Annotated in this window: 22 protein-coding genes; 14 read left to right on the top strand and 8 right to left on the bottom strand. The window is 64.7% G+C overall.

Going from position 1 to position 26,006, the window contains the following annotated elements:
* The first annotated feature begins 27 nt into the window (after positions 1-27).
* From HBA54_RS08325 to HBA54_RS08310, 4 genes are all read left to right on the top strand, one after another.
* Positions 28-861 (top strand): SDR family NAD(P)-dependent oxidoreductase, encoded by an 834-nt coding sequence (locus tag HBA54_RS08325; protein WP_167223348.1) that lies wholly within the window; start codon positions 28-30, stop codon positions 859-861.
* A complete protein-coding gene (locus tag HBA54_RS08320; RefSeq protein ID WP_167223346.1) occupies positions 858-1,877 on the top strand; it encodes a zinc-binding alcohol dehydrogenase family protein in 1,020 nt (339 codons plus the stop codon). The genes HBA54_RS08325 and HBA54_RS08320 overlap by 4 nt, the downstream gene beginning before the upstream one ends.
* A 41-nt stretch (positions 1,878-1,918) precedes the next feature.
* The gene (locus HBA54_RS08315; protein WP_167223344.1) at positions 1,919-2,242 is read left to right on the top strand and encodes an NIPSNAP family protein; all 324 of its coding nucleotides are present in this window, start codon (positions 1,919-1,921) and stop codon (positions 2,240-2,242) included.
* Between the two features lie 79 nt (positions 2,243-2,321).
* Positions 2,322-3,137, top strand: a complete 816-nt coding sequence (locus HBA54_RS08310; RefSeq protein ID WP_167223341.1) for a phytanoyl-CoA dioxygenase family protein — start codon at positions 2,322-2,324, stop codon at positions 3,135-3,137.
* A 76-nt stretch (positions 3,138-3,213) separates the two neighbouring features.
* On the opposite strand, the gene HBA54_RS08305 is transcribed toward HBA54_RS08310, so the two are convergent.
* A complete protein-coding gene (locus tag HBA54_RS08305) occupies positions 3,214-3,651 on the bottom strand; it encodes a hypothetical protein (protein ID WP_167223339.1) in 438 nt (145 codons plus the stop codon).
* Positions 3,652-3,827: 176 nt separating this feature from the next.
* Entirely contained in the window at positions 3,828-5,033 is a 1,206-nt protein-coding gene (locus tag HBA54_RS08300) for an MFS transporter (protein ID WP_167223337.1), read from the bottom strand.
* Between the two features lie 146 nt (positions 5,034-5,179).
* On the opposite strand from HBA54_RS08300, the gene HBA54_RS08295 reads away from it, so the two are divergent.
* Positions 5,180-5,680, top strand: a complete 501-nt coding sequence (locus HBA54_RS08295) for a GNAT family N-acetyltransferase (RefSeq protein ID WP_167223335.1) — start codon at positions 5,180-5,182, stop codon at positions 5,678-5,680.
* A 72-nt stretch (positions 5,681-5,752) separates the two neighbouring features.
* Here the strand turns inward: HBA54_RS08295 and HBA54_RS08290 are convergent, their stop codons facing one another.
* A complete protein-coding gene (locus tag HBA54_RS08290) occupies positions 5,753-6,982 on the bottom strand; it encodes an MFS transporter (RefSeq protein ID WP_167223333.1) in 1,230 nt (409 codons plus the stop codon).
* Between the two features lie 169 nt (positions 6,983-7,151).
* Here HBA54_RS08290 and HBA54_RS08285 point away from each other — a divergent pair, with 169 nt between their 5' ends.
* The 6 genes from HBA54_RS08285 to HBA54_RS08260 all read left to right on the top strand — a co-directional run bounded on the left by HBA54_RS08285 (position 7,152) and on the right by HBA54_RS08260 (position 15,335).
* Positions 7,152-7,886 (top strand): aspartate/glutamate racemase family protein, encoded by a 735-nt coding sequence (locus tag HBA54_RS08285; RefSeq protein WP_167223331.1) that lies wholly within the window; start codon positions 7,152-7,154, stop codon positions 7,884-7,886.
* A gap of 159 nt (positions 7,887-8,045) precedes the next feature.
* Complete coding sequence (locus HBA54_RS08280) at positions 8,046-9,047, top strand: TRAP transporter substrate-binding protein (protein WP_240932572.1); 1,002 nt, start codon at positions 8,046-8,048, stop codon at positions 9,045-9,047.
* Between the two features lie 107 nt (positions 9,048-9,154).
* A complete protein-coding gene (locus HBA54_RS08275; RefSeq protein WP_205944496.1) occupies positions 9,155-9,676 on the top strand; it encodes a TRAP transporter small permease in 522 nt (173 codons plus the stop codon).
* A 10-nt stretch (positions 9,677-9,686) separates the two neighbouring features.
* Complete coding sequence (locus tag HBA54_RS08270) at positions 9,687-10,994, top strand: TRAP transporter large permease (RefSeq protein ID WP_167223329.1); 1,308 nt, start codon at positions 9,687-9,689, stop codon at positions 10,992-10,994.
* Positions 10,995-11,059: 65 nt separating this feature from the next.
* Positions 11,060-12,475 (top strand): FAD-binding oxidoreductase, encoded by a 1,416-nt coding sequence (locus tag HBA54_RS08265; protein ID WP_167223327.1) that lies wholly within the window; start codon positions 11,060-11,062, stop codon positions 12,473-12,475.
* 58 nt (positions 12,476-12,533) lie between these two features.
* A complete protein-coding gene (locus HBA54_RS08260) occupies positions 12,534-15,335 on the top strand; it encodes a cation-translocating P-type ATPase (RefSeq protein WP_167223325.1) in 2,802 nt (933 codons plus the stop codon).
* Positions 15,336-15,349: 14 nt separating this feature from the next.
* Here HBA54_RS08260 and HBA54_RS08255 read toward each other — a convergent pair whose 3' ends face one another.
* Entirely contained in the window at positions 15,350-15,508 is a 159-nt protein-coding gene (locus HBA54_RS08255) for a hypothetical protein (RefSeq protein ID WP_167223323.1), read from the bottom strand.
* Positions 15,509-15,789: 281 nt separating this feature from the next.
* Here HBA54_RS08255 and HBA54_RS08250 point away from each other — a divergent pair, with 281 nt between their 5' ends.
* Positions 15,790-19,260, top strand: coding sequence for an AsmA family protein (locus tag HBA54_RS08250; RefSeq protein ID WP_167223321.1), 3,471 nt, complete (start codon positions 15,790-15,792; stop codon positions 19,258-19,260).
* On the opposite strand, the gene HBA54_RS08245 is transcribed toward HBA54_RS08250, so the two are convergent.
* Positions 19,257-19,553, bottom strand: coding sequence for a ribbon-helix-helix domain-containing protein (locus tag HBA54_RS08245; RefSeq protein WP_322095994.1), 297 nt, complete (start codon positions 19,551-19,553; stop codon positions 19,257-19,259). The genes HBA54_RS08250 and HBA54_RS08245 overlap by 4 nt on opposite strands.
* A gap of 20 nt (positions 19,554-19,573) precedes the next feature.
* On the bottom strand, positions 19,574-20,974 hold the full coding sequence (gene fumC / locus HBA54_RS08240) for a class II fumarate hydratase (RefSeq protein ID WP_167223319.1): 1,401 nt from the start codon (positions 20,972-20,974) through the stop codon (positions 19,574-19,576).
* 398 nt (positions 20,975-21,372) lie between these two features.
* Here fumC and HBA54_RS08235 point away from each other — a divergent pair, with 398 nt between their 5' ends.
* Both HBA54_RS08235 and HBA54_RS08230 read left to right on the top strand, forming a co-directional pair.
* On the top strand, positions 21,373-23,139 hold the full coding sequence (locus HBA54_RS08235; protein WP_167223317.1) for a methyl-accepting chemotaxis protein: 1,767 nt from the start codon (positions 21,373-21,375) through the stop codon (positions 23,137-23,139).
* Between the two features lie 235 nt (positions 23,140-23,374).
* Complete coding sequence (locus HBA54_RS08230) at positions 23,375-24,799, top strand: methyl-accepting chemotaxis protein (RefSeq protein ID WP_167223315.1); 1,425 nt, start codon at positions 23,375-23,377, stop codon at positions 24,797-24,799.
* Between the two features lie 91 nt (positions 24,800-24,890).
* On the opposite strand, the gene HBA54_RS08225 is transcribed toward HBA54_RS08230, so the two are convergent.
* Both HBA54_RS08225 and HBA54_RS08220 read right to left on the bottom strand, forming a co-directional pair.
* Positions 24,891-25,277, bottom strand: a complete 387-nt coding sequence (locus HBA54_RS08225) for a TfoX/Sxy family protein (protein WP_167223313.1) — start codon at positions 25,275-25,277, stop codon at positions 24,891-24,893.
* A 9-nt stretch (positions 25,278-25,286) separates the two neighbouring features.
* The gene (locus HBA54_RS08220; protein WP_167223311.1) at positions 25,287-25,997 is read right to left on the bottom strand and encodes a helix-turn-helix transcriptional regulator; all 711 of its coding nucleotides are present in this window, start codon (positions 25,995-25,997) and stop codon (positions 25,287-25,289) included.
* Positions 25,998-26,006: the final 9 nt, after the last annotated feature.

The following is a 26,006-nucleotide window of genomic DNA, read 5'->3' as shown; positions in this document are numbered from 1 at the left end:
CGGCCCGCCGATAAGGAAGACAATACCATGGGAAAAACCATTCTCATTACCGGCTCTACCGATGGCATCGGGCTGGAAACCGCGAGGATGCTGGTCTCGCAGGGCCACAGTCTGCTGCTGCACGGGCGCAATCCGGCGAAACTGGAAGACGTTGAGAGGGAGCTCTCTGCCCTGGCGGGAGGCGGCCAGGTTGAAAGCTACCTGGCCGACCTGTCGAGCCTGGCCGATGTCAGTGTGCTCGCGAAAGCGGTGAGCGAAAAGCACGGCACGCTTGACGTGCTGATCAACAATGCGGGCGTCTTCAAGGCGCCTGATCCCGTCACGCCGTACGGGCTCGATCTGCGCTTCTTGGTCAATACGTTTGCCCCCTATCTGCTGACGGAGCGGCTTTTGCCGCTGCTTGGAAAGTCCGGGCGTGTGATCAATCTGTCCTCCGCAGCGCAGGCCCCGGTCGATCCGGCGGCCTTGTCCGGGCGGGTCAAGCTGGCCGATATGCCCGCCTATGCCCAGAGTAAGCTGGCGATTACGATATGGTCCCGCCACATGGCCCAGACGCTTAGGGAGGGCCCGGCCATCATCGCGGTAAACCCCGGGTCGATGCTTGCCAGCAAGATGGTGAAAGAAGGCTTTGGCGTCGCCGGCAACGATATCCGCATCGGCGCCGACATCCTTGTGCGCGCTGCATTGTCAGACGAATTTGCGGCCGCGTCAGGCCAGTACTTCGACAATGATTCAGGCCGCTTCGCCTCGCCCCACCCCGATGCGCTTGATGCAGGCAAGTCCGAAGAGATCGTGCATGCTATCAAGACGTTTCTGGCGGAAACGGCGCCCACTCCCACGGATCAGGACAACCTACGATGAAAGCAGTCGCCCTTACGCAGTATCTGCCGATCGAAGCGCCCGAATCATTTCTCGACGTCGATCTGCCCAAGCCGCAACCCACTGGCCGCGACATCCTGATTGCTGTGCAAGCCGTCGCCGTCAATCCGGTCGATACGAAAGTGCGCGCCGGCCGGGGCAAGGAGGGGGTGGTGGAAGACCCGCCCCGTGTTATCGGCTGGGACGCCAGCGGCGTCGTCGAAGCCGTCGGCGACGCGGTGACGCTTTTCAAGCCGGGCGACGCGGTCTGGTACGCCGGCGACATCACCCGCGCCGGCTGCAATTCGGCATTTCAGGTCGTCGACGAGCGCATTGTCGGCCGCAAGCCGGAATCGCTGAGCCATGCCGAGGCCGCTGCCCTGCCGCTCACCACGATCACGGCCTACGAGGCGTTCTTCGACCGTCTCGGCATCGACCGGGACGGGGCGGACAAGGGGCAGTCGATCCTGATCATCGGCGCCGGCGGCGGCGTTGGCTCGATCGGCATTCAGCTGGCCAAACACGCCGGGCTGGTGGTGATCGCCACCGCGTCGCGGCCCGAGACCGAAGCCTGGGTCCGGGAACTGGGCGCCGACCATGTCGTCAATCACCGCGAGGACATGGTCGCGCAGGTGCGCGCTCTCGGCCTGCAACATGTCGACCACGTCGCGATCTTCAACGACATGCGCCACTGGGCGGCGGCTGTGGAACTGGTTCGCCCGCAAGGCGGCATCGTCACCATCGACGACACCGATCTGCCGATGCCCATGGACGGTATGAAAATGAAAGCCGCCAGCCTGCATTGGGAGTTCATGTTCGCCCGCGCCATGCACCAGACGCGGGACATGATCGAACAGCACAGGCTGCTGACCTGGGCGGCGGCCGAGATCGACGCCGGCCGGATACGCACGACCGTCAGCCAGGTTCTTTCGCCGATCAACGCCGCCAATCTGCGCGAGGCCCATCGCCTGATCGAAACCGGCAAGGCCAAAGGCAAAATCGTCATCGAAGGATTCTGACGACGGCATTCTTGAGATCTCAATCCACAACGGAGAATTTCATGGCACTCTTCGAACTGCGCCAATACAAGGTCCGCGATGGGAAAATGCCCGCCTGGCTCGAACTGATGGAGGGTGAAATCATTCCCTACATCGTTTCTAAGGGCATGGTGTTCACCGCCAGTTTCTGCGCTGAAGATGACCCCTCGGTCTATATCTGGATTCGCCGATTCGAAGATGAGGCCGACCGCGCGCGGCTTTACGCCGAGGTCTATGAAAGCGAGCACTGGAAATCCGACCTCAAGCCGAGGATTGGTGAACTCCTCATCCGTGAAGAGGCCATCATTCACCGGCTCGTCCCGACACGCCTGTCACCGATGCAGTGATTTCAGATCACAGGCCACTTGCCGGAACCCCTTGATCCGGCGCAAGCTTGGTGATCCTTGGATCGGGTGAGGCAGTACCATGGCGGCACTATCGGCGGAAGAGATTGCGCGTTACCGGCGCGACGGGGTTTTGATTCCGGACCACCGGGTGCCGGCGGGGCGGCTGGCGGAACTGCGGGCCGCGCTGGATGAGGTGCTGGCGAACAATCCGGACAGGCGGCCGGAGCAACTGGTCAGCGCCCATGTGTCCGGCACCAACAAGGAGGGTGTGCGCGGCCATGCCGCCTTTCTGGAGATCGCCCGCGACCCCGACATTCTGGATCTGGTGGGTCAGCTCATCGGCCAGGACATCGCGCTCTGGGGTTGCCACATCTTCTGCAAGCCCGGCGGCGACGGGCTGGAGGTGCCCTGGCATCAGGATGGCCACTACTGGCCGATCCGCCCGCTGGCGACCTGCACCGCCTGGCTGGCGCTGGACGACTCGACGGTGGCCAACGGTTGCCTGCGCGTCATCCCCGGATCGCAGGTATCGAAAACCCTGCACGCCCATCTGCGGGAGGACCGCGCCGATCTGGCCTTGAACCGCGCCATTGATCCGGCGCTGATGGACGAGGCTGAAGCGATGGATGTGGAGCTGGAGGCCGGGCAACTTTCGCTGCACGACGTGCACATCATCCACGGCTCCAACCCCAACCGTTCGGACAGGCGCCGCGCCGGGGTGGCGATCCGCTTTATGCCGACGACGTCGCATTTCGACCGCGGCCTCTTCAAGCCGGGCGCCGAAACCGGCCTGCACATCGACTTCGCGACCCGGCCCCTATGGCTGCTGCGCGGCATCGACCGCTGCGGCAGGAACGACTTCACCATCGGCCACGACGAAAGCGTAACGGCCTAGGCGTTGCCTGCCGCCATGCCATCTGAAAACTTAGGGCGGCTGGCAGAACACCGGCGCTGGAGCTGATGAAACCGTCCTAATTTCCCATGCCGCCGCCACCCATGCCGCGCCCCTGGCCTTGGCCACGGCCGTAAAAGTAGCGCGGGCGGATCTCGTCGCGCTCCTGCATGCGCAGTTGCCGGCAGGTTCGTCCGCCACCGGCCGCGTGGCAGTCGCGCACCTGCTCGTGCAGCCTCAGGCGCTCTTGCTGCTGATCACACTGGCCGCCGCTGCAGCTCTCCAACTGCCGGCGCAGTTGGGACATCATCTCTTCGCGCAACGGCACGCAGGCGTCGCCGCGGCAGTCGCGCAGCTGATCGCGCAGGCGCAGCAAATCCCTGTCCTGCGCGGCGGCTTCCACGCTGATCGCTGCCGTGCCGGCGAAAAGGCCGAGAGCGAGAGTCGCCGTGGCCAACAGCGTCCTGGTCACCAGCATCTTGGCCCTGCACGATGCGACGAGGCTGTATCTTTGCATCGGTCACGTCTCCTGTTGATGAAGCGCTCTCCACTCGGGGCGCGCTGCGTTGAGGGGCATTGCCTTTGTTCTATGCGCGCGGGCGCAAAGCCTCATTGATGTAGAGCAAGGCCGAACGGCTCCCGGGGACCTTCCGGAACTCGCCGCATCGCAAAGGGACGAGATTTTCGGAGCCGTCAGACGCTTTCTGCAGCTCTTCGCTCTTGGTCCGGTCCAAGTGCCAGGGGCAGGCGCCGCACCAGCAGCGCCAGCACCAGAAACACCAGGCCGAAGAGGCCCATCATGGCGTCGGGGCCGAAGCCTTCCAGCACCGTGCCGCCGAGGAGCGGGCCGAGCCCGCCGCCGATGCCGTAGATAAAGGCGAAACTGGCCGAGCCGGCCATCAGCAGGCTGCCGGAAAAGCGCTCCCCCAATACCGTCAGGGCCCCGGTGTAGAGTGCGAAGCTGGCGCCGCCCAGCACCACCAGCAGCGGCCAGAACAGCCAGTCCTGCCCCCAGACCTGGCCGAGCGTGAGCGGCAGCAGCGCGCAGCCCGCCGCAGCAACCAGGCTGCAGCCGGCGATGACGCCGGGCCGGGAGAAACGGTCGAGCAGCCAGCCCACCGGGAACTGCGCCGCCACCATGCCGATCAACAGGGCCGAGAGGGCGGCAGCGCCGATTTCCGGCGAAAAGCCGGAGCGCAGCATATAGATCGGCAGCAGGGTCATGGCCGCGGCATCGAAGAAGGCAAAGACGAAGACCACCCCGGTCAGCAGGGCCGCCACCTTCATGAAGAGGCCGAGGGAGGCGAGGCGCATTTCGGTCAGGCCTTCGGCGGAGCGCCGGCGCAGCGGCAGCATGGCGAGGACCGAGCCGCCGACGATGGCCGCGCCGACAACGAAGGGCAGGGTGCCGGTGCCGCCCAGGATGACCAGCAGCAGGGGCCCGAGGGCAAAGCCCGCCGCCATCATCGTGGCGTAGACGCCGATCACGCGCCCCCTGATTCTCTCCGCCGTTACCGTGTTCAGCCAGGCCTCCGACACCACGAAGATCGCGTTCAGGCAAGCGCCGACGATGATCCGCAGCGGGAACCAATGGACTTCCGGGTCGGTCAGGGGAAACAGCAGCATTCCGCCGGCGCAGAGCAGAAGACTGATCACGACGATGCGAAAGCCACCGAGCAGGCGGATCATGCGCGGCAGGAAGAAGGTCGACAGCACCAGGCCGACCCCGGTCATGGCGCCGTTCAGGCCGATGGCGAAATCGCTCATGCCCGCCTCCGCCATCATCAGCGAGAGCAGGGGATAGGTCAGGCCCAGCGCCAGGCCGAAGACCCCGATACAGGCGATCAGGGCGGCGACGCAGGGCCAGTCGGTCCGGTTTTCTTCAAAAGTGGCTTCCATGGCCGGACGATGCCACGGATCGTAGGCCGGGGGATATCCGAATTCCGCCGGTCAGCCCTGCGCACCGCGCCGCCGCCGGAGATTGAAACTCTTCGAGGCTGTTTTGCGTAACTGGTTCGTAAGCCGCGCCCCCAAGGGGAGTAAGTATGTTCGCCGGAAACCCCGAGCTGACTTTGCGGCGTGCCGTGCCCGACGATGCCTGGGCCGTTCAGAACCTCATCCATGCCGCCTTTGCCCGCCACGCCCCGGCCCTGGGGCGCAAGCCGCGGGCGATGCTGGCCGACTATGCCCTGGCGGTGCGCGCCCATCAGGTCTGGGTGTTGGCGGAAGCGCCGCCAAAACAGCGGGAAGAACAGCAGAACGCGGACAGCCTGATTGCGGTCCTGGAACTGATCGCCGAGGAGGCGCATCTCGCCATTCAGGCCCTGGCCGTGCGCCCGGACCGCCAGCGCCGCGGCCTCGGCACCGCCCTTATGCAACTGGCTGAACAGGAAGCCAGGCGCCAGGGCGTCCCCCTTCTGAAACTGAACAGTCCGGAGATCATGACCGAAAGCCTGTCGCTCTGCGCGGCGCTCGGCTTCCATGAAACCCACCGCCAGCCCGCCTGGGACAGCCAGATCGTTTTCATGGAAAAGGTGCTGGCGTGAGAAGGCTGGTTGGATGATCCGGGGCAGCGGCCTCTTCGCTAGGGCGATGATTGCCGGCTTTTCGCTGGTTGCCTACTTGCCTCTGGGCCGGCGCAGGCAGAACAGGGTGGTGGCGGCGAAAAGAGCGGCCAACAGGTAGGGTACGGAGTCCGGGCCGAGGCGGTGGAGGGCGCCGCCGCCGGCCAGCGGGCCGAGGGCGCTGCCCAGGCCGTAGACCACCGCCAGGCAGGTGGTGCCGGCGACCAGGGACTCGCCCGAATAGCCTTCGCCGAGCAGGGTGAGGGCGCCGGTGTAGAGGCCGACGGCCAGTCCGCCGAGGAGGAGCAGCAGCGCGCCCAGCAGCCAGGTGGTATCCAGGGCCGCCGGCAGGGCGAGGCAGCAAAGCGCCGAGACCAGGGTGCAGAAGGCCATCACCCGGCGGCGGGCGAAGCGGTCGAGCAGCCAGCCGATCACGGGCTGCAGAATCACCATGCCGATCAGCAGGCAGGCCAGCGCGGCGCTCGCCTGTTCCGCGGTGAAGCCGCCCTCGACGAAGTAGATCGGCAGGATCACCAGGGCGGTGCCGTCGAAGAGGGAGTAGACCAGCACCAGAATGGCCAGCAGCGGCGCCAGGCGGAAAAAACCGAGCACGGCGCGCAGACTGAGGCCGTCGAAGGCATTGACCGAGCCGCCACGGTCGCGCCCGCCGAGGGGCAGCACCGTCAGGGCGCCCAGCAGCACCAGCCCGGCGCAGGCCAGAAAGGGCAGCGGCCCTTCCGAGCCGAGCAGCAGGATCAGGAGGGGGCCGAGGGCGAAGCCGGCGGCCATTACCGCGGTGAAAAAGCCGACGATGCGGCCGCGCTGGGCCTCCGCCGAGGCGCCGTTCAGCCAGACCTCGGTGACGATGAAGGCGATGTTCATGAAACAGCCGAGGCCAAAGCGCAGCAGGTACCAGTGGCTTTGCGCATCGCTGTAGGGGGCAAGGGCGAGACAGGCGCTGGCGCAGACGATCCCGCCGGCCAGCAGCCGCAAGGGACCGAAGCGCGCCAGCAGCGCCGGTAGAACCAGGTTGGAGGCCAGCAGGCCGAAACCGGTCATGGCGCCGCTGAGGCCGATGGTGAAGTCGTCGGCGCCCTGGCGTTCCATCACCAGCGAGAACAGCGGATAGCTGAAGCCCAGGCCAAGGCCGCAGAGCCCCATGGCGGCGGTCAGCAGATAGACCGCGGTCCACTGGGTGCCGGCTGCCTCGGTCGGGGCAATCGCACATTCTTGGGTCCGCGCGACGGCGGTGGCTGATTCCATGGCCGGGAGAATGCCCGGCACGGCGGTTCCGCGGCAGAGGAGGATCGGGACTAAGGCGGCCTATCCGGGGGTACTCCTTGTGGCTAACTGGCTCAGCCTCTCCGGTCGAGGTCTGGTGCTTGAGAAAAACCCAGCCCTCTCGCTATCGTCCGATAGCTGCGGCGGACCTGCCGGCGGGCTAGAATGCGCCATGGCTTTGTTGAATCCGCCCGTGCTGGGCATCCTGATGCTGAAAACCGGCTTTCCGAGACTGCTGGGCGACGTCGGCAACCCGGCAACCTGGCCCTGCCGCTGCCTCTATAAAGTGGTAGAGCCCGCTTCGGTGGCTACGGTGGTGACCGGCGGCCCCCTGCCGGCGGCGCTGGTCGACGCCTTTGCCGAAGCCGGTGCGGCGCTGGTTGCCGGGGGCGCCAGCCTGCTGACCACGTCCTGCGGGTTCCTGGTGACGGCCCAGGCGGAACTGCAGGATCGCCTGCCGGTGCCGCTGGTGACCTCCAGCCTGCTGCAGATTCCGACGGTCGCCGCCGGCCTGCCGGCGGGCAGGTCCGTCGGCGTCATCACCTTTGATTCGCGCCGGCTCTCGCCCGGGCACCTGGCGGCTGCCGGGGCGCCGCCGGACACGCCGGTTGCGGGGCTGGAGGACGGGTGGGAGTTGCACGGTGTTATTACCCGGGATCTGCCGCAGCTGGACAGGGCGGCGGCGGAGGCGGATGTGCTGAAGGCCGCTCAGGCGCTTACCCAGGCCCACCCGGAGCTCGGGGCCCTGGTCCTGGAATGCACCAACCTGCCGCCCTACCGCGCCGCCCTGGAAGCCGCCCTGGGCCTGCCGGTCCACGATCTGGTCAGCCTGATCTGTAACAATCACCTGGAGCCGGTCTTTCTGCGGCGCGGCGACGCTACACCGGGGGGGTCTAGTGTTGTATAAAAATAAAACGTTTATATTTTATCGATAAAATGTAATTATGGAGTGCCGGTTGCTTGATGGCCACGGAGATGGCTAGAATCGGCGATCGGTCCCGGGGAAAAACGGGAAGAAAATGCAGAGGCGCCGGCCTTCCTGGAAGGCCAAACAGGGAGAACAAGAATGAAGAGTTTCCTCAAATCCCTCACTGGTAAGTCGGCAGGCGGGATGGTTTCGGCTGCGGCCATTGTGTTGGCGGCCTCGACCGCCATGGCGGCGGAAAAGTGGGACATGCCGCTGGCTTATTCGGCCAGCAATTATCACTCCGAGAACGCCGCCAAGTTTGCCGAGGCGGTGACCGAGGCTTCCGGTGGGGAACTCGAGATCGTCGCCCATCCCGGCGGTTCGCTGTTCAAGGGCGGCGAGATCTATCGCGCCATCCGCACCGGACAGGCGCCGATCGGCGAGCGCTTGATTTCCGCCCTCGGCAACGAAGACCCGCTGTTTGAGGTCGATGCGCTGCCGTTTCTGGCGACCAGCTTCGATGACTCCTGGAAGCTCTACAAAGCCTCCCGTCCGCAGCTGGAAGAGACCCTGGACAAGGCCGGGCTGAAGCTGCTCTACGCCGTGCCCTGGCCGCCGCAGGGGCTCTACAACAAGACCGCCGTCGGCAGCGCCGCCGATCTGAAGGGTGTGAAGTTCCGCGCCTACAACGCCGCCACGTCGCGGCTGGCCGAACTGATGGGCGCGGTGCCCACCAAGATTGAAGCGGCGGAACTGACCCAGGCCTTCGCCACCGGCGTCGCGCAGTCCATGATCTCCTCCGGCTCGACCGGTTACGACCGTAAGATCTGGGAGCATGTGAAGTATTGGTACGACGTCCAGGCCTGGCTGCCGAAGAACATGGTGATCGTCAACAAAGCAGCCTGGGAAGATATCGACGCGAAGCTTCAGCAGATTGTGCTGGACGAGGCTGCCAAGGCCGAACAGGCGGGTTGGGACAAGGCCCGTGAACTGGCCGAGTGGTATAAGGAGCAGCTGGCCGCCAACGGCATGGAAGTGGGCCCGCCCAGCGATGCGCTGAAGAGCGACTTCCAGGCGATCGGCGATACCATGACCAAGGAATGGTTGGATAAGGCCGGGCCCGAGGGTCAAGCCGTGATCGACGCCTATAAGGCGATGTAACGGCTTTGGAAGCAGGGGCGGCGGCGCTGTTGCCGGCCGCCCCGTTTTCCAAACTATCGACGCAGTGCCTGCCGCAGAAGCAGGGCTGAAACCTGGGGGACTTATTCATGCAGGGGGTCATGCTGAGCGGCCTGCGCCGGGCGCTCGACGGTCTTTACCTTGCCGGTGGCGTGCTGGCCGGCTTGTTTCTCATCTCCATCGCCGTGCTCGTGCTGCTCAGCATCGTCTCGCGGCTGTTGGGGATTTTCGTGCCGGGCCTGTCGGAATATGCCGGCTATGCCATGGCTTCCTCCTCCTTCCTGGCTCTCGCCTATACCTTCGGCAGGGGCGGCCACATCCGCGTGAACCTGGTGCTGACGAAGTTCTCCGGGACCAAGCGGCGTGTTGCCGAACTCTGGTGCCTGGCGGCGGGCAGTTTTCTGGCTGGTTATCTCGCCTGGTTCTCCGTGAAGATGGTCCGTGTCTCCCACATGCTGGGCGACATCAGCGAAGGCTCCGACGCCATCCCATTGTGGATCCCTCAGATCGGCATGGCGGCGGGGGCGGTGCTTCTGGCCGTCGCCCTCATCGACCGCCTGATCTCGGTCGCCGCCGGCGCACCGCTGATCGCCGAGCAGACCAGCGAATAGGGGCGGTATCATGGAACAACTCGTCCTGACACTGGTCTTCCTGGCCGTCCTCTTCTTCCTGCTGGGCAGCGGCATCTGGGTCGGCCTCTCGCTGCTGGGCGTAGCCCTGACCGGCATGGTGCTGTTCACCAGCCGGCCGGTCGGCGATGCCATGGTGACGACGATCTGGAGCGCCTCTTCCTCCTGGACCCTGACCGCCCTGCCGCTGTTCATCTGGATGGGGGAGATCCTGTTTCGAACGCGCTTGAGCGCCGACCTGTTCAAGGGGCTGGCGCCCTGGCTGGGGGTTCTGCCCGGCCGCTTGCTGCACGTGAATGTCGCCGGCTGCGCGCTGTTCGCGGCGATTTCCGGTTCCTCCGCCGCGACCGTCGCGACCGTCGGCAAGATGGCGATCCCGGAGTTGCGCCGCCGCGCCTATCCGGAAAGCATGATCATCGGCACATTGGCCGGCGCCGGTACCCTGGGCCTGCTGATTCCGCCGTCGATCATTCTCATCGTCTACGGCGTCACGGTGAATGAATCCATCGCCGGGCTGTTCATGGCCGGGGTCTTTCCCGGCATCATGCTGGCGCTGCTGTTCATGGGTTACATCGTCGTAAGGGCGTTGATCGATCCTGAGGCCATGCCGCCCAAGGATGCGGCCATGGGTTTTGTTCAGAAGCTGCGCGCTTCGACGGCGCTGCTTCCGGTGGTGGCGCTGATCGTCGCTGTTCTGGGGTCGATCTACGCCGGTGTGGCGACGGCCACCGAGGCCGCGGTGCTGGGCGTTATCGGGGCTTTGCTAGTGTCTTTTCTGCAGGGCTCCCTGACGCGCGCAAGTTTCGTCGAAAGCCTGATGGGGGCGGTCCGGACCTCCAGCATGATCGCCCTCATCCTCGGCGGCGCAGCTTTCCTTTCCCTCGCCATGGGCTTCACCGGCCTGCCGCGCAACCTGGCGGCCTGGATCGGCTCGCTGGAGCTTTCGCCCCTGGCCCTGATCGTCGCGCTGACGGTCTTCTACATCATTCTCGGCTGCTTCCTCGACGGCATCTCCGCCGTGGTTCTGACCATGGCGGTGGTCGAGCCGATGGTCCGCCAGGCCGGTTTCGACATGATTTGGTTCGGTATCTTCCTGGTGATCGTGGTGGAGATGGCTCAGATCACGCCGCCGGTCGGCTTCAACCTCTTCGTTCTGCAGGGCATGACCGACCATGAAATGCCCTTTATCGCCCGCGCCGCCCTGCCGATGTTCGCGATCATGGTGCTGGCGGTGGTCCTGGTGGTCGCCTTTCCGGAAATCGCCACCTGGCTGCCGGCGCAGATGCGTGCTGGTCCGTGAGGCGTGATTTGCCTTGTCCCGGGGTCCTGCTGCTATAGTGCCGCAGCCCCAAAAGGAAGACAGGTATGGCAGAAGCAGCCCCCCAGGAAAGCGCCCCCGATAGCACAGCGGCACCGGATGATCCCCTGATCGAGGCCCTGCGCGGCCTTTTGGGGGAGCGGCTGTCCACGGCCCGGGCGGTGCGCGAGCATCACGGCGACGACCTGTCTTTTCACGCCATGGCGGCACCGGATGCCGTTGCTTTCGCCCAGACGACGGAGGAAGTGGCGGCAATTATGAAGTTCTGTGCAGAACACAGCCGGCCGGTCGTTCCCTTTGGCGCCGGAACCTCCCTGGAAGGTCAGATCCAGGCGCCGGAGGGCGGGGTCTGTATCGATCTCAGCGGCATGCAACAGGTTCTGGAGGTGAACCAGGCCGATCTGGATTGCCGGGTGCAGGCGGGGGTGACCCGCAAGGCGCTAAACCATCACCTGCGCGATACCGGCCTGTTCTTTCCGATCGATCCCGGCGCCGATGCCTCCCTGGGCGGCATGGCCGCGACCTCCGCCTCCGGCACCAATGCGGTGCGCTACGGCACCATGCGCGAAAACGTCATGGGCCTGACCGTGGTTCTGGCGGACGGGCGGATCATCCGCACCGGCGGGCGTTCACGAAAGTCCTCCGCCGGCTACGATCTGACCCGGCTCTTCGTCGGCTCCGAGGGCACGCTGGGTATCATCACCGAGGTGCAGTTGCGCCTCTATGGCATCCCCGAAGCCATGACGGCGGGGGTCTGCTCTTTCGAGACCCTGGCCGGCGCCGTGGATGCGGTCATCCTGACCATTCAATCCGGCATTCCGGTGGCCCGTATCGAGCTGCTCGATGAGCACCAGGTCGACGCGGTGAACCGCTACGCCAAACTGGACCTGCCCCTGAAGCCGACTTTGTTCTACGAATTTCACGGGACCGAGACCTGGGCTAGCGAGCAGGCTGAACTGGCAGGTGAAATCGCCGAGGGTTTTGGCGGGGCGAACTTCCAGTGGGCGACGAAACAGGAAGATCGCAACAAGCTGTGGCAGGCGCGCCATGATGTCTGGTTCGCCAACCTGGCCCTGAAGCCGGGCGCCAAAGGCTGGGCGACGGATGTCTGTGTGCCGATCTCCCGCCTGGCGGAATGCATCCTCGAAACCCGCAAGGATATCGACGAGACCGGGGTGCTGGCACCCATCGTCGGCCATGTCGGCGACGGCAACTTCCACCTCAGCTTCATCCTGGACCCGAACGCGCCGGAAGAGCTTGAAAAGGCGGAGGCGGTGAACGAGCGCATGGTCATGCGGGCCCTGTCCATGGGCGGCACCTGCACCGGCGAACACGGCGTGGGCAGCAGCAAGAAGAAGTTTCTGCAGGCCGAGCACGGCGAAGCGGTCAGCGTCATGCGGCAGCTGAAGTTGGCGCTGGACCCGCAGAACCTGATGAACCCCGGGAAGATCCTGACGGTCTGATTGCAGCGCCTGTGTGGGCTTGCAGGCTGCTGCTGCGGCGCGCATCCTCTGCGCTGCCATGACTGTTTCGCCAGACTCGCACGCGCCCGAAATCGGCACGGCGGATAACCGATCCAGGGCGGACCGGGCGCCGGCCACAACCGCGTGGCACAGCCTGTCGCCCGCTGAGGCTTTGGCCGCTCAGGAATCCGGTCCGAACGGCTTGAGCGAAGAAGAGGCGGCGGCGCGCCTGCGCCGCTACGGCGCCAATCGCCTGCCGCGTACCGCCAGGGCCGGCCTTCTCAAGCTGTATGTCCGGCAGTTCAAGAGCCCGATGGTTTACCTGCTCCTGGCCGCCACGGTCGTTTCCCTTTTTGTCGGGGAATGGAGCGATGCGCTCTTTATTTTCGTCGTCTTGCAACTGAATGCCGTGATCGGCGGGCTGCAGGAATGGCGGGCGGAGACTTCCGCTGCCGCGCTCGACAAGATGATGCGTAACAGGGTGGTCGTCCTGCGCGCCGGACGGACCCGGGAAATCGATGCAGCGGCGCTGGTTTCCGGCGACGTTCTGCGCCTTGAGTCCGGTGGCCGCGTGCCGGCCGACCTCCGGATACTGTCCCAGCAGGAACTCTCCGTCGACGAATCCCTGCTGACCGGCGAATCCTTGCCGCTGGAGAAGGATGCGGAAGCTACGGTGGCCGCCGCCGCTCCTATGAGTGAGCGCCGCACCCTGCTGTTTGCCGGTACCACCGTCCTGACCGGGCGGGCCAGGGCGCTGGTGGTCGCCTGCGGTAATGACACCCAGATCGGCCGCATCGCCAGCGTACTGGCACAACCGGACCAGGCGCCGCCGCCGCTGATCGCCCGGCTGGAGCAGGCCAGTCGTTTGATCGGGTTCGCCACCCTGGTGGCGATTGCAGGTCTCGCCGCTGTGCAGTTGGCCCAGGGCGTCTCGCTGATCACGGTCTTCCTGGTCGCCGTCGCTCTGGCGGTGGCGGCGATCCCTGAGGGGCTTCCGGTCGCCATCACCGTGGCGCTGTCGATTGCGACCGCCCGGATGGCCGACCGCAACGTGATCGTGCGCGCCCTGCCGGCGGTCGAGGGGCTTGGCGCCTGCACGCTGATTGCCAGCGACAAGACCGGCACCCTGACCTGCAACGAGCTCACCGTGAAGCAGGTGCTGCTGTTTGACGACGCCGGGCCGGCGGTGAACGGCGCGGTCGGCGGGGAAGGATACCGGCCGCAGGGGACCATCGCGGTAGAGGGCGGCGCTCCGTCGCAACAGGAACTGGCCGGCTTTAACGAACTGGCCCGCAGCGCCGCCTTGTGCAACGAGGCCGAGATTGAATTCGACGGCGATGCCGTCCGGCACCTCGGCGATACCGTCGATGTGGCCTTTCTGGTGCTCGCGGCCAAGCTGGGGTTGGACCCCGGCGGCCTGAAGGCGACCCAGGAAGAGCTCGGCATGATCCCCTATGAGCCGCAGCGCCGCTATGCCGCGGTTTTCACTGCCGACGCTGGCGATCCCGGCATGGGAGGGCAGGGGCCCGATGGTTCCGGCGGCGCCATGGTCCACGTCAAGGGCGCCTTGGAAGCCCTGCTGCCGATGTGCGACGGGATTGACGGTGAGCGGGCGCTGGCGGCTGCCGCGGCGATGGCGGGACAAGGTTACCGCGTCCTTGCGGTGGCCCGCGGCACGGTCTCGCGCGATGCCGGGCAACGGGCCGACCCCGGGTCGCTGCGCTACCTGCGGCTGCTGGGCCTCGTCGGCTTGATGGATCCGCTGCGGCCCGAGGTGCCCGATGCCCTGCGGCGCTGCCGGTCGGCGGGGGTCTCTGTGGTGATGGTGACCGGCGATCACCCGGAAACCGCGCGGGTCATTGCGCGAGAACTGGGCCTGGGTACCGGCGATCCGGTCGTGGTCACCGGTGCGATGCTGGGCCGGGCGGGGGCCGGGAGCGAGGCGTTCAATGACCTGGTGCGCGGCGCCGAGGTTTTTGCCCGGGTCGAGCCCGTCCAGAAGCTCCGGATCGTACAGGCGCTGCAGCAGTCCGGCCATCTGGTCGCGGTCACCGGCGACGGGGTGAACGATGCGCCGGCGCTGGCCACGGCCGATATCGGCGTCGCGATGGGCAAGGGCGGTACCGATGTCGCCAGAGGGGCGGCTGACCTGATCCTGACCGACGACAACTTCGCTTCTATCGTTGCGGGCATTGAGGAGGGCCGGGTCGCCTACGACAATGTACGAAAACTGATCTACCTGCTGATCTCCACCGGCCTGGGCGAGATTGTGCTGTTTCTGCTCGCTATCGTTGCCGGGCTGCCGCTGCCGCTTTTTGCCGTGCAGTTGCTGTGGCTCAATCTGGTCACCAACGGGATCCAGGATGTGGCCCTGGCCTTTGAGAAGGGCGAGCCCGGTGTGCTGGAACGACGGCCGAGGCTGCGCGACGAATCGCTCTTTGACCGGCGCATGCTGGGCCAGGTGCTGACGGCCGGCGGTTACATGGGCTTTTGCGCTTTTGCCTTTTACTACTGGTGTCTTGCGCGTGGCCTGCCGGAGGCCGAGGCACGCAATCTGCTGCTGCTGCTGATGGTGTTGTTCGAGAACGTCCATGCCATAAATGCCCGGTCCGAGCGGCTTTCCGCCTTTGCCCGGCCGATTATGGCCAACCCTTTTTTGATTATGGCTGTCTTGGCGGCCCAGGCCGCGCATATCGCGGCGCTCTACCTGCCGGGCCTCAGCGATGTGTTGGGGGTGCGGCCGGTCAGCCTGACCGACTGGCTGCTGGTCGCGGCGTTGGCGCTTTCGCTGCTGGCGGTTATGGAGATCCGGAAGCTGGTGTCGGCCCGCCGCGGTTCGGATCCAGGGACTGGCCGTTAAACAGCGCCCGGTCGTTACACCGGCTCATCCTTGGCCGGATCGGCCTCGGTTCCGCCGCTGGCCTCGTCGCTTTTCTTTTGGGCGCCTTTGCGGCGATCCTTGCGTTTACGCTCCTCGCGCAGGCGGCGAAGGCGTTCGGCACGATAGGATTCCAGGTCGACGATCTCGCCCATTGGCACTACCACTTATCCGCCGGTCTCGTCCTTGGCCTTGAAAGGCCCGAATCAGGTTTCGGCTTTGCCGCATCGACCTGATAAAAGTAACTTAGCGCAATTGGTCGTCGTTGCAACGCTCTCTCCCCGAAGGTCATTTCTTCGGTGGCGAGGCCTTATCGGATAGTGCCGATCGCAGGTCAGGGTGCTTGCTACCGGGGGCGGCCTCCCTATTTGTAGGAGCGGCCGCCGTAGTCCCGGGCAGCCTGGTAGAACGCGGTGTGGTGTAACAAGGAAGTTTGGTGAAAAAGCTCGCTCTGACAGTCGCCGCGATCCTGGTGCTTTTGACTGCCGGTCTTCTGATCCTGCCGAGTTTCTGGGATTGGAATTCGGAGAAAGGCAGGATCAGCGCTGAAGTTCGCAAGCTCACCGGGCGCGATCTGGAGATCGTCGGTGACGTCAGCCTGCGGCTTCTGCCGTCGCCGGCATTTTCCGCCGGCGAAGTCAGCCTCGCCAATATCGACGGCGCCAGCAGCGCCAAGATGATCCAGATAGAGGAACTGCGCATTCAGGTGGCACTGTTTCCCCTGCTGCAGGGGCAGGTGTTGGTTGAAACCGTTACGCTGGTGAAGCCTGAGGTCGTTCTGGAGGTTTTGCCGGACGGCCGGCGCAACTGGGAATTCGAGACCTTGGCGCAGGCCTCGGAGGGGGGCGACCCCCCGGCAAGCCGGCCGGACAGCGAGCCCTCGGGCAGTGATGGCGCTGCGGAGAGTATCGAGGAAGCCAACGACGCCATCCGCGTCGACAGCTTCATTATTGAAAACGGCACCCTCTTGTACCGCGACGCTGCCAACGGCCTGGAAGAACGCCTGACCGGATTGAATGCCGAACTGGCGGCGGACAGCCTGACGGGCCCCTTTGTGGCGAGCGGCAGTGCCGCCTACCAGGATATCCAGGGTTCTTTCGATCTCAGCCTGGATCGGCTGCGTGAGAGCGGAGCAACGGGATTCTCGCTCGTGTTGCGTCTGCCGAAGGCCTCGGCTTCGGCACAATTCGCCGGCGCTCTCCTGCGCCACCAGGGTCGGCAGACTCTGCGCGGCCGTTTGCAGGCTCAAGGGGAGAATCTTGCCGAGGTCGCCGCCCTCTTGACGACGAAGGGTGCGGCGCCGGCTGGCTTTCTGGCCCAGCCCTTTGGGCTTGCAACCGAGATAACCGCCGGCCCGGAAGAAGCCCAGGCCGAGGCCATGAAGCTGACGCTGGGTGAGATCGACCTGGAAGGCGACGGTAAGGCGGTGCTCGGCGAAACGCCGGAGGTTTCGGCCCGACTCTCGGCAAAGCGCCTGGATCTGGATAGCCTGCTGTCGGACCTGCTGCCGTCCGGCACCGGGCAGGGTGCGCAGAACGAAGATGCAGGCCCGGCGCCGGCGGCACCTACGGATGCGGCGGACAGCCCACCGCGGGCCGATCGGGCCGAACCGAAGGTGTCCGCCTTTGTGTTGCCCGACAACGTTACCGCAAATCTCGAACTTGCCGTCGATACCCTGGTCTATCGCGGCCAGTTCGCCCGCGAACTGCAGGCCGCTGCGACGCTGCGCGACGGCAAGGTCACCGTCGAGACGCTGACGGCATCGCTGCCCGGCGGCTCCGAACTGGCGCTGACCGGCACGCTCAGCAGCGTCGCTCAGGCGCCGGTCTTCGAGGGCGAGCTGGAAGCCACCGCCGACAATCTGAGGGCCCTGCTCGCCTGGCTCGACGTTGACATCGAGGCCGTCCCCGCCGACCGTTTGCGCAAGATGGCGCTGAAGACCTCGGTTGACGCCCGTCCACAGCAACTCACGCTACGCGATATCGATCTGCGCCTGGATGTCAGCAGGATGACCGGCGGCATCGCCCTTGCGCTGCGCGACCGGCCGGGGCTCGGTGTCGGCCTCGCCGTCGACCGGATTAATCTCGATGCCTATCTGCCTGGCGCTGAACAGCGCGCCGGGGCGCCGGAACAGCCCAGCGGGGCTGCGGGTGAGGCGGCGGAACAACCTCAGGGCACGGAGGCCGCGGCTTCGGCAGGCCTGGCTTTTCTCGCCGACTTCGATGCGAACCTCGACCTGAAAGTCGGTGCGCTCACCTATCAAGGCCTGGCCTTCAACGGCGTCCGCCTCGATGCAACCCTGCAGCAGGGCGGCCTGGTGGTGCGGGAGGCATCGCTGACGGACCTTGCCGGTTCCGGCGGGCGGTTTTCCGGCAGCCTGGCCAATGTGGCGCGGGAGCCCACCTTTGACGGTTCCCTCGATCTGTCGGTTACATCGCTGTCGCGGCTGATCAAGGCGGTGGGCCTGCCGTCCCAGGGGCAGCTTCCCCTTGAAGCTTTCACACTTTCCGGTGCGGTCAACGGCAACCGGCAACTGGTCCGCTTCGATCAGAGTCTTTCCACCCTGGGGGGCCGTCTGCATGCTGCCGGCAAGGCTGATCTTTCGCAGGGGCCGCCGTTGGTCGATGCGGCCGTCGATGTGGCCCACCCGGACCTGACCGTGCTGCTGCGCGAACTGATGCCGGGCGAGAAAATTCCGGGCGGGCTCGGTGCAGTCGATCTGAAGGGTCAGTTGGCGGGCGATCCGCAGTCGCTCGAACTCACGGCGCTGGCTGGAAAAGTAGCGGGCGTCGACCTGGAAGGCGATCTGGCGCTGGCGCTCGGCGGCGAACGCCCCAAGATAACCGCCAACCTGCGCAGCGGCGCTCTGCCGTTGGCGGCCCTGGCGGCGCCGGCGGCCGCGGCGGGGTCCAAGAAGGCGGGGACCGGGTCGAAGACCCCGGCGGATGGCGGCGCGCGCAAGCCTGCGTCCAGGTCGGAGCGCTGGTCCAGCGAGCCGATCGATATCAGCGCCCTGCGGCGTTTCGATGCCGATGTAACGCTGCAGTTGGCGGCAATCGTGCTCGACGAGACGACGTTGAGAAAAGCCAATCTGGAAGCGGCTCTGAACGACGGCCTGCTCGTTCTCAAGCGGTTTTCCGCGACGGCTTATGGCGGCGCGCTTTCGGTGATCGGCAAAGCCGATGCCCGGGAAGGCACCCCCGGCGGTCTGGCGGTTTCCGCGGCGGTCACGGCGATCGAGGTGGACCTTAAGGCACTGTTGAAGGACCTCGGCGATACCGACCGGATTTCCGGCCCGGTCAACCTTGAGAGCAACCTGAACGCGGTGGGTCTCAGCGAGGCCGCGCTGGTCGGCAGTTTGAACGGGCAGGGTAAGATCGACGGCACCGTGACGGTTGCCGCCAAGGCCGAAGAACAGGCCGGGGCGCTGCTTCTGGGCGTGCTGGGCAAGAAGGTGAAGGAGATCCGCGGCCTCACCGACAGCACCGCGTTGCTGTTCGGCGCCTTTGCCGGGGCCGCTTCCAAGGTCGATGGAACCTTTGTGGTGGAGCAGGGGGTGGTGACCACTGAGGACACAAGGGTGCGCGGGCGAACCGCGGAAGCCCTGACCGCCGCGACGATCAACCTGCCGACCTGGCAGATGAACAGCCAGACCGATGTCTTCCGCGACAGTGACCCGCAGACCGCTTACCTGACCGCAAAGCTGCGCGGCAGCCTGGACAGCCCCGATATCAACATCAACGGCCAGGCCTTTCAGCGCCGCGAGGAGGCGCCTGCCGGCGGTGCGGAAAGCCCGGCAGTCCCGCAGGAAGGCACGGACAGCCCGGCCAGCCAGCCGAAGCCGCCGAAGCCCGAAGACATCCTCAAAGAAGGCCTGAAAGGCCTGTTGAAGGGGCTGGGCGGTTAGCTTTCGCCGTCGCCCTGCGGCGGCGGCAAAGACGTCTCATCGAGGGTCTGGTCATCGAGGGTCCGGCCGGGCGTTCGGTTACGGTAGTGCGTGAACAGAAAAACCCGAACGGCGGAGGAGAGATTACCGCTGCGATCCTTGTCGATCCGTTCGATGAGCCCGTTCATGGACAACCTCATCTCTCCGGCGACCTCTTTCAGCGCGTCCCAATAGATGCCCTCAAGCGACAGCGAAGTGCTGTGCCCGGACAACTTCACCGAGTGTTTGCGGATCTTTGCCGCTGGCTCCGACACCTATCGGCTCTTGGCGCCGACTAATTTTTCGCCCTGGGCCCGAGCATGTTATCCGGCTTCACCCAGGCGTCGAAATCCTCAGCGCTCAGCAGCCCCAGCGCGATGGCGGCCTCCTTGAGGGTCGAGTTGTCGGTATAGGCCTTCTTGGCCACCTTGGCGGCGTTGTCGTAGCCGATGTGCGGGTTGAGGGCGGTGACCAGCATCAGCGACTGCTGCATCAAGGCGGAGATGCGCGCCTCGTCTGCCTCGATCCCTTCCACGCAGTTGGTGCGGAAAGAGTCGCAGGCATCGCCGATCAACTGGGCCGACTGCAGCAGGGAATAGATCAGCACCGGCTTGAAGACGTTCAGCTCGAAATGGCCGTTGGAGCCGGCGACGGTGCAGGTGGTGTGGTTGCCTATCACCTGGGCACAGACCATGGTCATGGCTTCGGCCTGGGTCGGGTTCACCTTGCCGGGCATGATCGAGGAGCCGGGCTCGTTGGCCGGCAGGCGCAGCTCGCCGAAGCCGCAACGCGGGCCGGAACCCAGCAGGCGGACGTCGTTGGCGATCTTCATCAGCGAGCAGGCGATGGTGTTGAGCGCGCCGGAGGCCTCGACAACGGCGTCGTGGGCGGCCAGGGCCTCGAATTTGTTCTCGGCGGTAACGAAGGGCAGCTGGGTGATCTTGGCAACCTCGGCGGCGAAGGCTTCGGCGAAACCCTCCATGGCGTTCAGGCCGGTGCCCACGGCGGTGCCGCCCTGGGCCAGCTGCATCAGGCGCTCGATCGAGCCTTCCAGGCGCTTGATGCCGTAGGCCACCTGGGTGGCGTAGCCGGAGAACTCCTGGCCCAGGGTCAGCGGCGTGGCATCCATCAGGTGGGTGCGGCCGATCTTGATGATCTTGTCGAAGGCCTTGGCCTTGGTGTCCAGGGCGGCATGCAGGCGGCCCAGAGAGGGGATGGTTTCGCCGACGATCTTCTGGACGGCGGCGATGTGCATCACCGTCGGAAAGGTGTCGTTCGACGACTGACCCATGTTGCAGTGGTCGTTGGGGTGGACCGGCTCCTTGCCGCCCTTGCTGCCGCTCAGAATCTCGTTGGCGCGCCCGGCGATCACTTCGTTGGCGTTCATGTTCGACTGGGTGCCGGAACCGGTCTGCCAGACCACCAGGGGGAAGTGGTCCATCAGCTTGCCGTCGGCAACCTCCTGCGCGGCCTGGCAGATCGCCTCGGCCAGTTTGCCGTCGAGCGCACCCAACGCCAGATTGGTACGGGCCGCCGCCAGCTTCTGGATGCCCAGCGCCTCTACCAGCGCCGGAGGCATCTTTTCGCCGCCGATCTTGAAATTGGTCAGCGACCGTTGCGTCTGCGCGCCCCAGTAGCGGTCGGCGGGAACGGCGATCTCGCCCATGGAGTCGGTTTCAATGCGGGTATCGGTCATGGCGGGAATCCTGATTGTCGCGGCGGGCGGCTGCGGGCCAGGCCGCAGCAATCGGCGGGAGTTTAGGCGGACGAACCGCCGCCGCCAAGGCTTTGGCCGAAATCGCAGGCATTGTCTCAATTCCGGTCGGTAGCGCTGGCGCAGGCGCTAGGTTCGCGGCGGCGGCAGGAAACGCCAGCTACCCGTCATGGTTGTTGAGGACGGAGACTTCGCTGCGCCTGAAAACCCCTGCACTTGAGGGTAGGGCAGGTTTCAAACCGCAATGCGCCGGTGATCGCTTGTCCGGCAATGAATCATTAGGGAAGTTTTGATAAGCAGTAACTTAGATAATTTGATTAGCAATTTTGATCGTCTTTCTAATCGAATTGATTACAAATTGACCCGATGAGGTTACCGATATGAAAGACGTCAAACCCAACGCCGGCGCCCGCAAGGGTTTCACGGTCATGCACAAATTACTGGGCATCGTCGCCGTCTGTCTTGCGTCGACGGCGGTTGTCGGGACTGTGGGTGTACTGACAATGGCCGAGATCGGGTCGGAAATCGACGCCGTCGCGGAACAGGACATGCCGCTGACGGAGTTGGTGAGCCGCATCACGGTCCATCAACTGGAGCAGGCGATCCTGCTGGAGCGCATACTGCGGCTGAGCGCTGAGCCTTCCGCCGATCATGACAGACTGGTTCGGATCGAGGGTGAATTCGAAAAACTCTCCAAGAAGGTCGATGAAGAGATCCTGGCGGGCGAGGAGCTTGCCGAGCATGCCGTAGAGCATGCGCATTCCGATGAGGAGAAGGCCGAGTTCGCAAAGGTGCTGGCGACCTTGACGCAGATCGAACATGAGCACCGGTCCTATCATGACCATGCGGCCGAGATTTTCGAGCTCATCAACGCAGGGCGCCGGCATGAGTCGGCGGAACTGGTGCACACCATCGAGGCCGAAGAGAAAAAGCTGGAACATGAACTGGAAGCGCTCCTCCTGGACATCGAGGCTTTTACCCTGGCTGCGGTGCGGACCATAAAAGCGCACGAGACGGCGGCAATCCGGCAGATGGCGGTCATTACCGTCATTGCTTCAATCGTTGGATTCTCCCTGGCTTTCTTCTTCATCCGCAACGGCGTGGCGCGCCCCCTCCGTAAAGCGGCAACGGCCCTCGACCGCCTGGCCGGGGGCGATACCTCGGTGATTCTCGATGTGCGCAGCAACGATGAGATCGGTCAGGTCGCGATCGCTTTCGAGATCTTTAAGAACAAGACGCAGGAACTGAAACAGCTCGAACAACAGCAGGCGCAAGAGCATACCCAGATGCAGGAGGAGAGGCGCCGGCAGGTACTGCAGTTGGCCGACAGTTTCGAGGCCCGCGTCGGTGGTGTCGTCGATACGGTTTCAGCGGCTTCGACCGAACTTCAGGCGACCGCCCAGGTGATGTCGCAGACGGCCGATCAGACCAATTCGCAGTCTACCACCGTTGCGTCGGCGTCTGAGGAGGCATCGGCCAGCGTGCAGACCGTGGCGTCGGCATCGGAAGAGCTGTCGTCGTCCATTTCCGAGATCGCACGCCAGATCACGGAGACCAATCAGATCTCACAAAAGGCGGTCGCGGCGGCGGAGGGCGCCACCGGGTCGGTCAGTAGCCTGACCGAGGCAACGCAGAAGATCAGCCATGTGATCGAGCTCATCCAGGACATTGCCGAGCGGACCAATCTTCTGGCCCTCAATGCCACCATTGAAGCGGCACGCGCCGGCGAGGCGGGCAAGGGCTTTGCCGTCGTCGCCAACGAGGTGAAGTCCTTGGCCAACCAGACCGCCAAGGCAACAGAGGATATTGGCCAGCAGGTCGAGGGTATGCAGTCCGCGACCGATAACACGGTCGGCTCCATCGACAGCATCGTGGCTGTCATCAGGCAGATCAGCGAGAACGCGAACGGCATCACTGCCGCCGTCGAGGAGCAGAGCGCCTCAACCCAGGAAATTGCCCACAGTGTTCAGGACGCGGCGACGGGAACCCGGCAGGTGGCCGCCAACATCGCCGGCGTTCGCGAGGCGACCGAACAGACAGGTTCTTCGGCCGGTGAAGTTCTGGAGGCGGCGGGTGAGCTGTCCAGGCAGTCGGAATTGCTGCGCGGCGAAGTGGGTACTTTTCTTGCCGAGCTGAGAACCGGCTGATTCATCGGATGTAAGACGAAGCCGCCGTTATCGGCCAATAATCTATCTTAGGTTTTTTGTCCGAATGGATTATGACATTTCAGGTTTATCGTATTTACGAAAAAGCTACACAAATCATCTATAAAAAACGGCATATCGCCAATTTCAACAGACAATCAACGGGTACGTCATGGCAATCAACTGGATCAAAGGGAAGGCCGGAGGGTCTTCTCCACACAGCAACGCTCACAAGCAGATGGTCGACAATATGCCGGTCAGCGTGATGCTCTGCGAGTTGGAAAACTTCACGGTAACCTATGCGAACAGCTCCTCCATCGAGGCTCTGAAAGGCATCCAGCATGCCCTGCCTGTTCCGGCCGATGAGATCGTCGGGCAGACGATCGATGTATTCCACAAAAACCCGGCGCATCAGCGCAAGCTGCTCTCCGATCCGAAGAACCTGCCCTATGCAACGAAGATCATGATCGGGGGTGAGTGGCTCGATCTGCTGGTCACGGCGCTCATGGACGACAAGGGCAATTACATCGGCCCGATGCTGACCTGGAGCGTGGTGACGCAGCAGGTAAAGCAGGAGGAAGAAACCGCCAAGTTGATGCGGATGCTCGACGAGATGCCGATCAACGTCATGCTGGCGGACAAAGATACGCTGGAGATCACCTACATCAACAAGACCAGCATCGAGACCCTGAAGCCGTTGCGCAGTCTTCTGCCGGTGGCGCCGGAGGATCTGAAGGGCCAGTGCATCGATATCTTCCATAAGAACCCGTCGCATCAGCGCGGTCTTCTGGCCGATGCCAGCAACCTGCCGCATAAGGCGATTATTTCGCTGGGCGAGGAAAAGCTGGAGCTTCAGGTTTCGGCCATCATCAGCGCCGAGGGTGAATACATCGGGCCGATGGTCTGCTGGTCGATCGTGACCCAGAACGTCCGGCTGGCGGACAACGTTTCTTCTGTTGTGTCCGCGGTTTCGGCGGCCTCGACGGAGATGCAGAGTTCCGCCAACTCGCTGACCGCGACGGCTGATGAAACCTCCAACCGGACCGCTACCGTCGCCTCGGCTTCGGAAGAACTCAGCAGCTCGATCTCGGAGATTTCACGCCAGATTACCCATTCGACCGAGATCGCCAAGTCGGCGGTCGAGGCGGCGCAGGAGGCGACGACCATGATCAACGGTCTGGCGTCTTCCGCGGAGAGCATCGGCGAAGTGGTCAGCATGATCCAGGATATTGCCGAGCAGACCAATCTGCTGGCGCTCAACGCCACCATCGAGGCGGCGCGGGCTGGCGAAGCGGGCAAGGGTTTTGCTGTCGTGGCCAGTGAAGTCAAGGCCCTGGCCAATCAGACCGCCAAGGCGACGGAGCAGATTGCCGAGCAGATCGGCCAGGTCCAGGGTGCAACCGGCGGCGCCGTTTCCGGCATCAACGATATCACCAAGACCATCGAAGAAATCAGCAGCGTAACCACGGCGATTGCTTCGGCGGTGGAGGAGCAGGGTGCCGCAACGCAGGAGGTCAACCAGAACATCTCGGCGGTATCGCAGGCAACCGGCGAAACCGAGCGGATGTCCAAGGACGTTCTGCAGGCGGCGGGAGAGCTGTCATCCCAGGCCGAGCAGCTTGAAGGCCATGTCGCGGACTTCCTGAAGTCGATGGAAGGCTAGCGGCGACCGCTGCCATTTTTCTGTCTGTTTGATTGTCAAGGCGAGAGAGGGTCAGACCGTTGGGTCTGGCCCTCTTGCTTTGGTGCCAGGTTTACGAGAGCCGCGGGGTCTTGCGCTGCCGCGCCGGCTTTTTGGTTTTGTTTTTCTTGGCGGCGCCGCGCCGCGCCGCTGCGACCGCCAGTTCCGCCCAGGGCAGCAGGGCGTCCGGCGCCTCCATCGCATCCTCCGGCGCGCGCCAGTATGACATGGTCACCGGCTTGCCCTTGCCCTCATAGACGAAGGGTTCGGAACCGGCGGCAGCGAATGTCTCGATCGATGCCTGGTCCGCTTTCAGATAAAGCTGGCCGTAGGCGATCAGCCCAAACATGTTTCCGTCGAGAAAGAAGCCCCAGCCGCCAAACATGGCCCTTGGGGCGACCGGCCCCAGCGGCGCCAGCAGTGCGAGGCAATGGTCTACGAAGGCATTGCGTTCAGGCATGACGCCGCTTCACCCTTCCGCCTGTCTGGCCCGGTCCTGTTGGCGGGCCCGGTCGGCAACGACGAAGTCGTGCAGGGTCTTGCCGCGTTCCTCGGCGAAGCGATCCTCAAGGACGGTCATGTCGCGCATGCGGTCCAGGCGGAAAGCGCGGAAGTCGATGCGCAGTTCGCACCAGGCGATAAGCAGCCAGACCGGCCCGTAGAAGGCGAGCGCCAGCGGCCGGACGGCGCGCTCGCTGGCCCGGCCCTCGGCATTGCAGTAGTAGAAGTGCAGCTTGCGGCGATTGCGCAGGGCCGCGCGAATGGCGGCGGCGTCGACGCTGAGCGGCACGGTCATGTGGTCGGCCGGGGCGGCCAGGGGGGTTCTTGCGACCTGTTCGCGCAAACCCTCCGGCAAGACCGCCTCGACCTTGGCGACGACGTCGCCGGCGGCTTTGGCCAGGGCCGGGTCGGCCCAGGATTCGATGATCCTGGCGCCGAGCACCAGGGCCTCGATCTCCTCCTCGGTGAACATCAGCGGCGGCAGGTCGAAACCGCGCTGCAGCACGTAGCCCACGCCGGCCTCGCCCTCGATCGGCACACCGGTGGCGGCGAGATCGCGGATGTCCCGGTAAATGGTTCTTTCCGAGACCTCCAAGGTCTCGGCCAGGCGTTTCGCGGTCACCAGCTTGTGGCGGCGAAGCTCCTGGACAATCTGAAACAAGCGGTCGGCACGGCGCATACTGTCTCC

The organism is Pelagibius litoralis (assembly GCF_011683915.1).
Classification (GTDB): Bacteria; Pseudomonadota; Alphaproteobacteria; order Kiloniellales; family Kiloniellaceae; genus Pelagibius; species Pelagibius litoralis.
The sequence above is the reverse complement of the archived record's forward strand: the minus strand, read 5'-3'. Positions and strand labels throughout refer to the sequence as shown.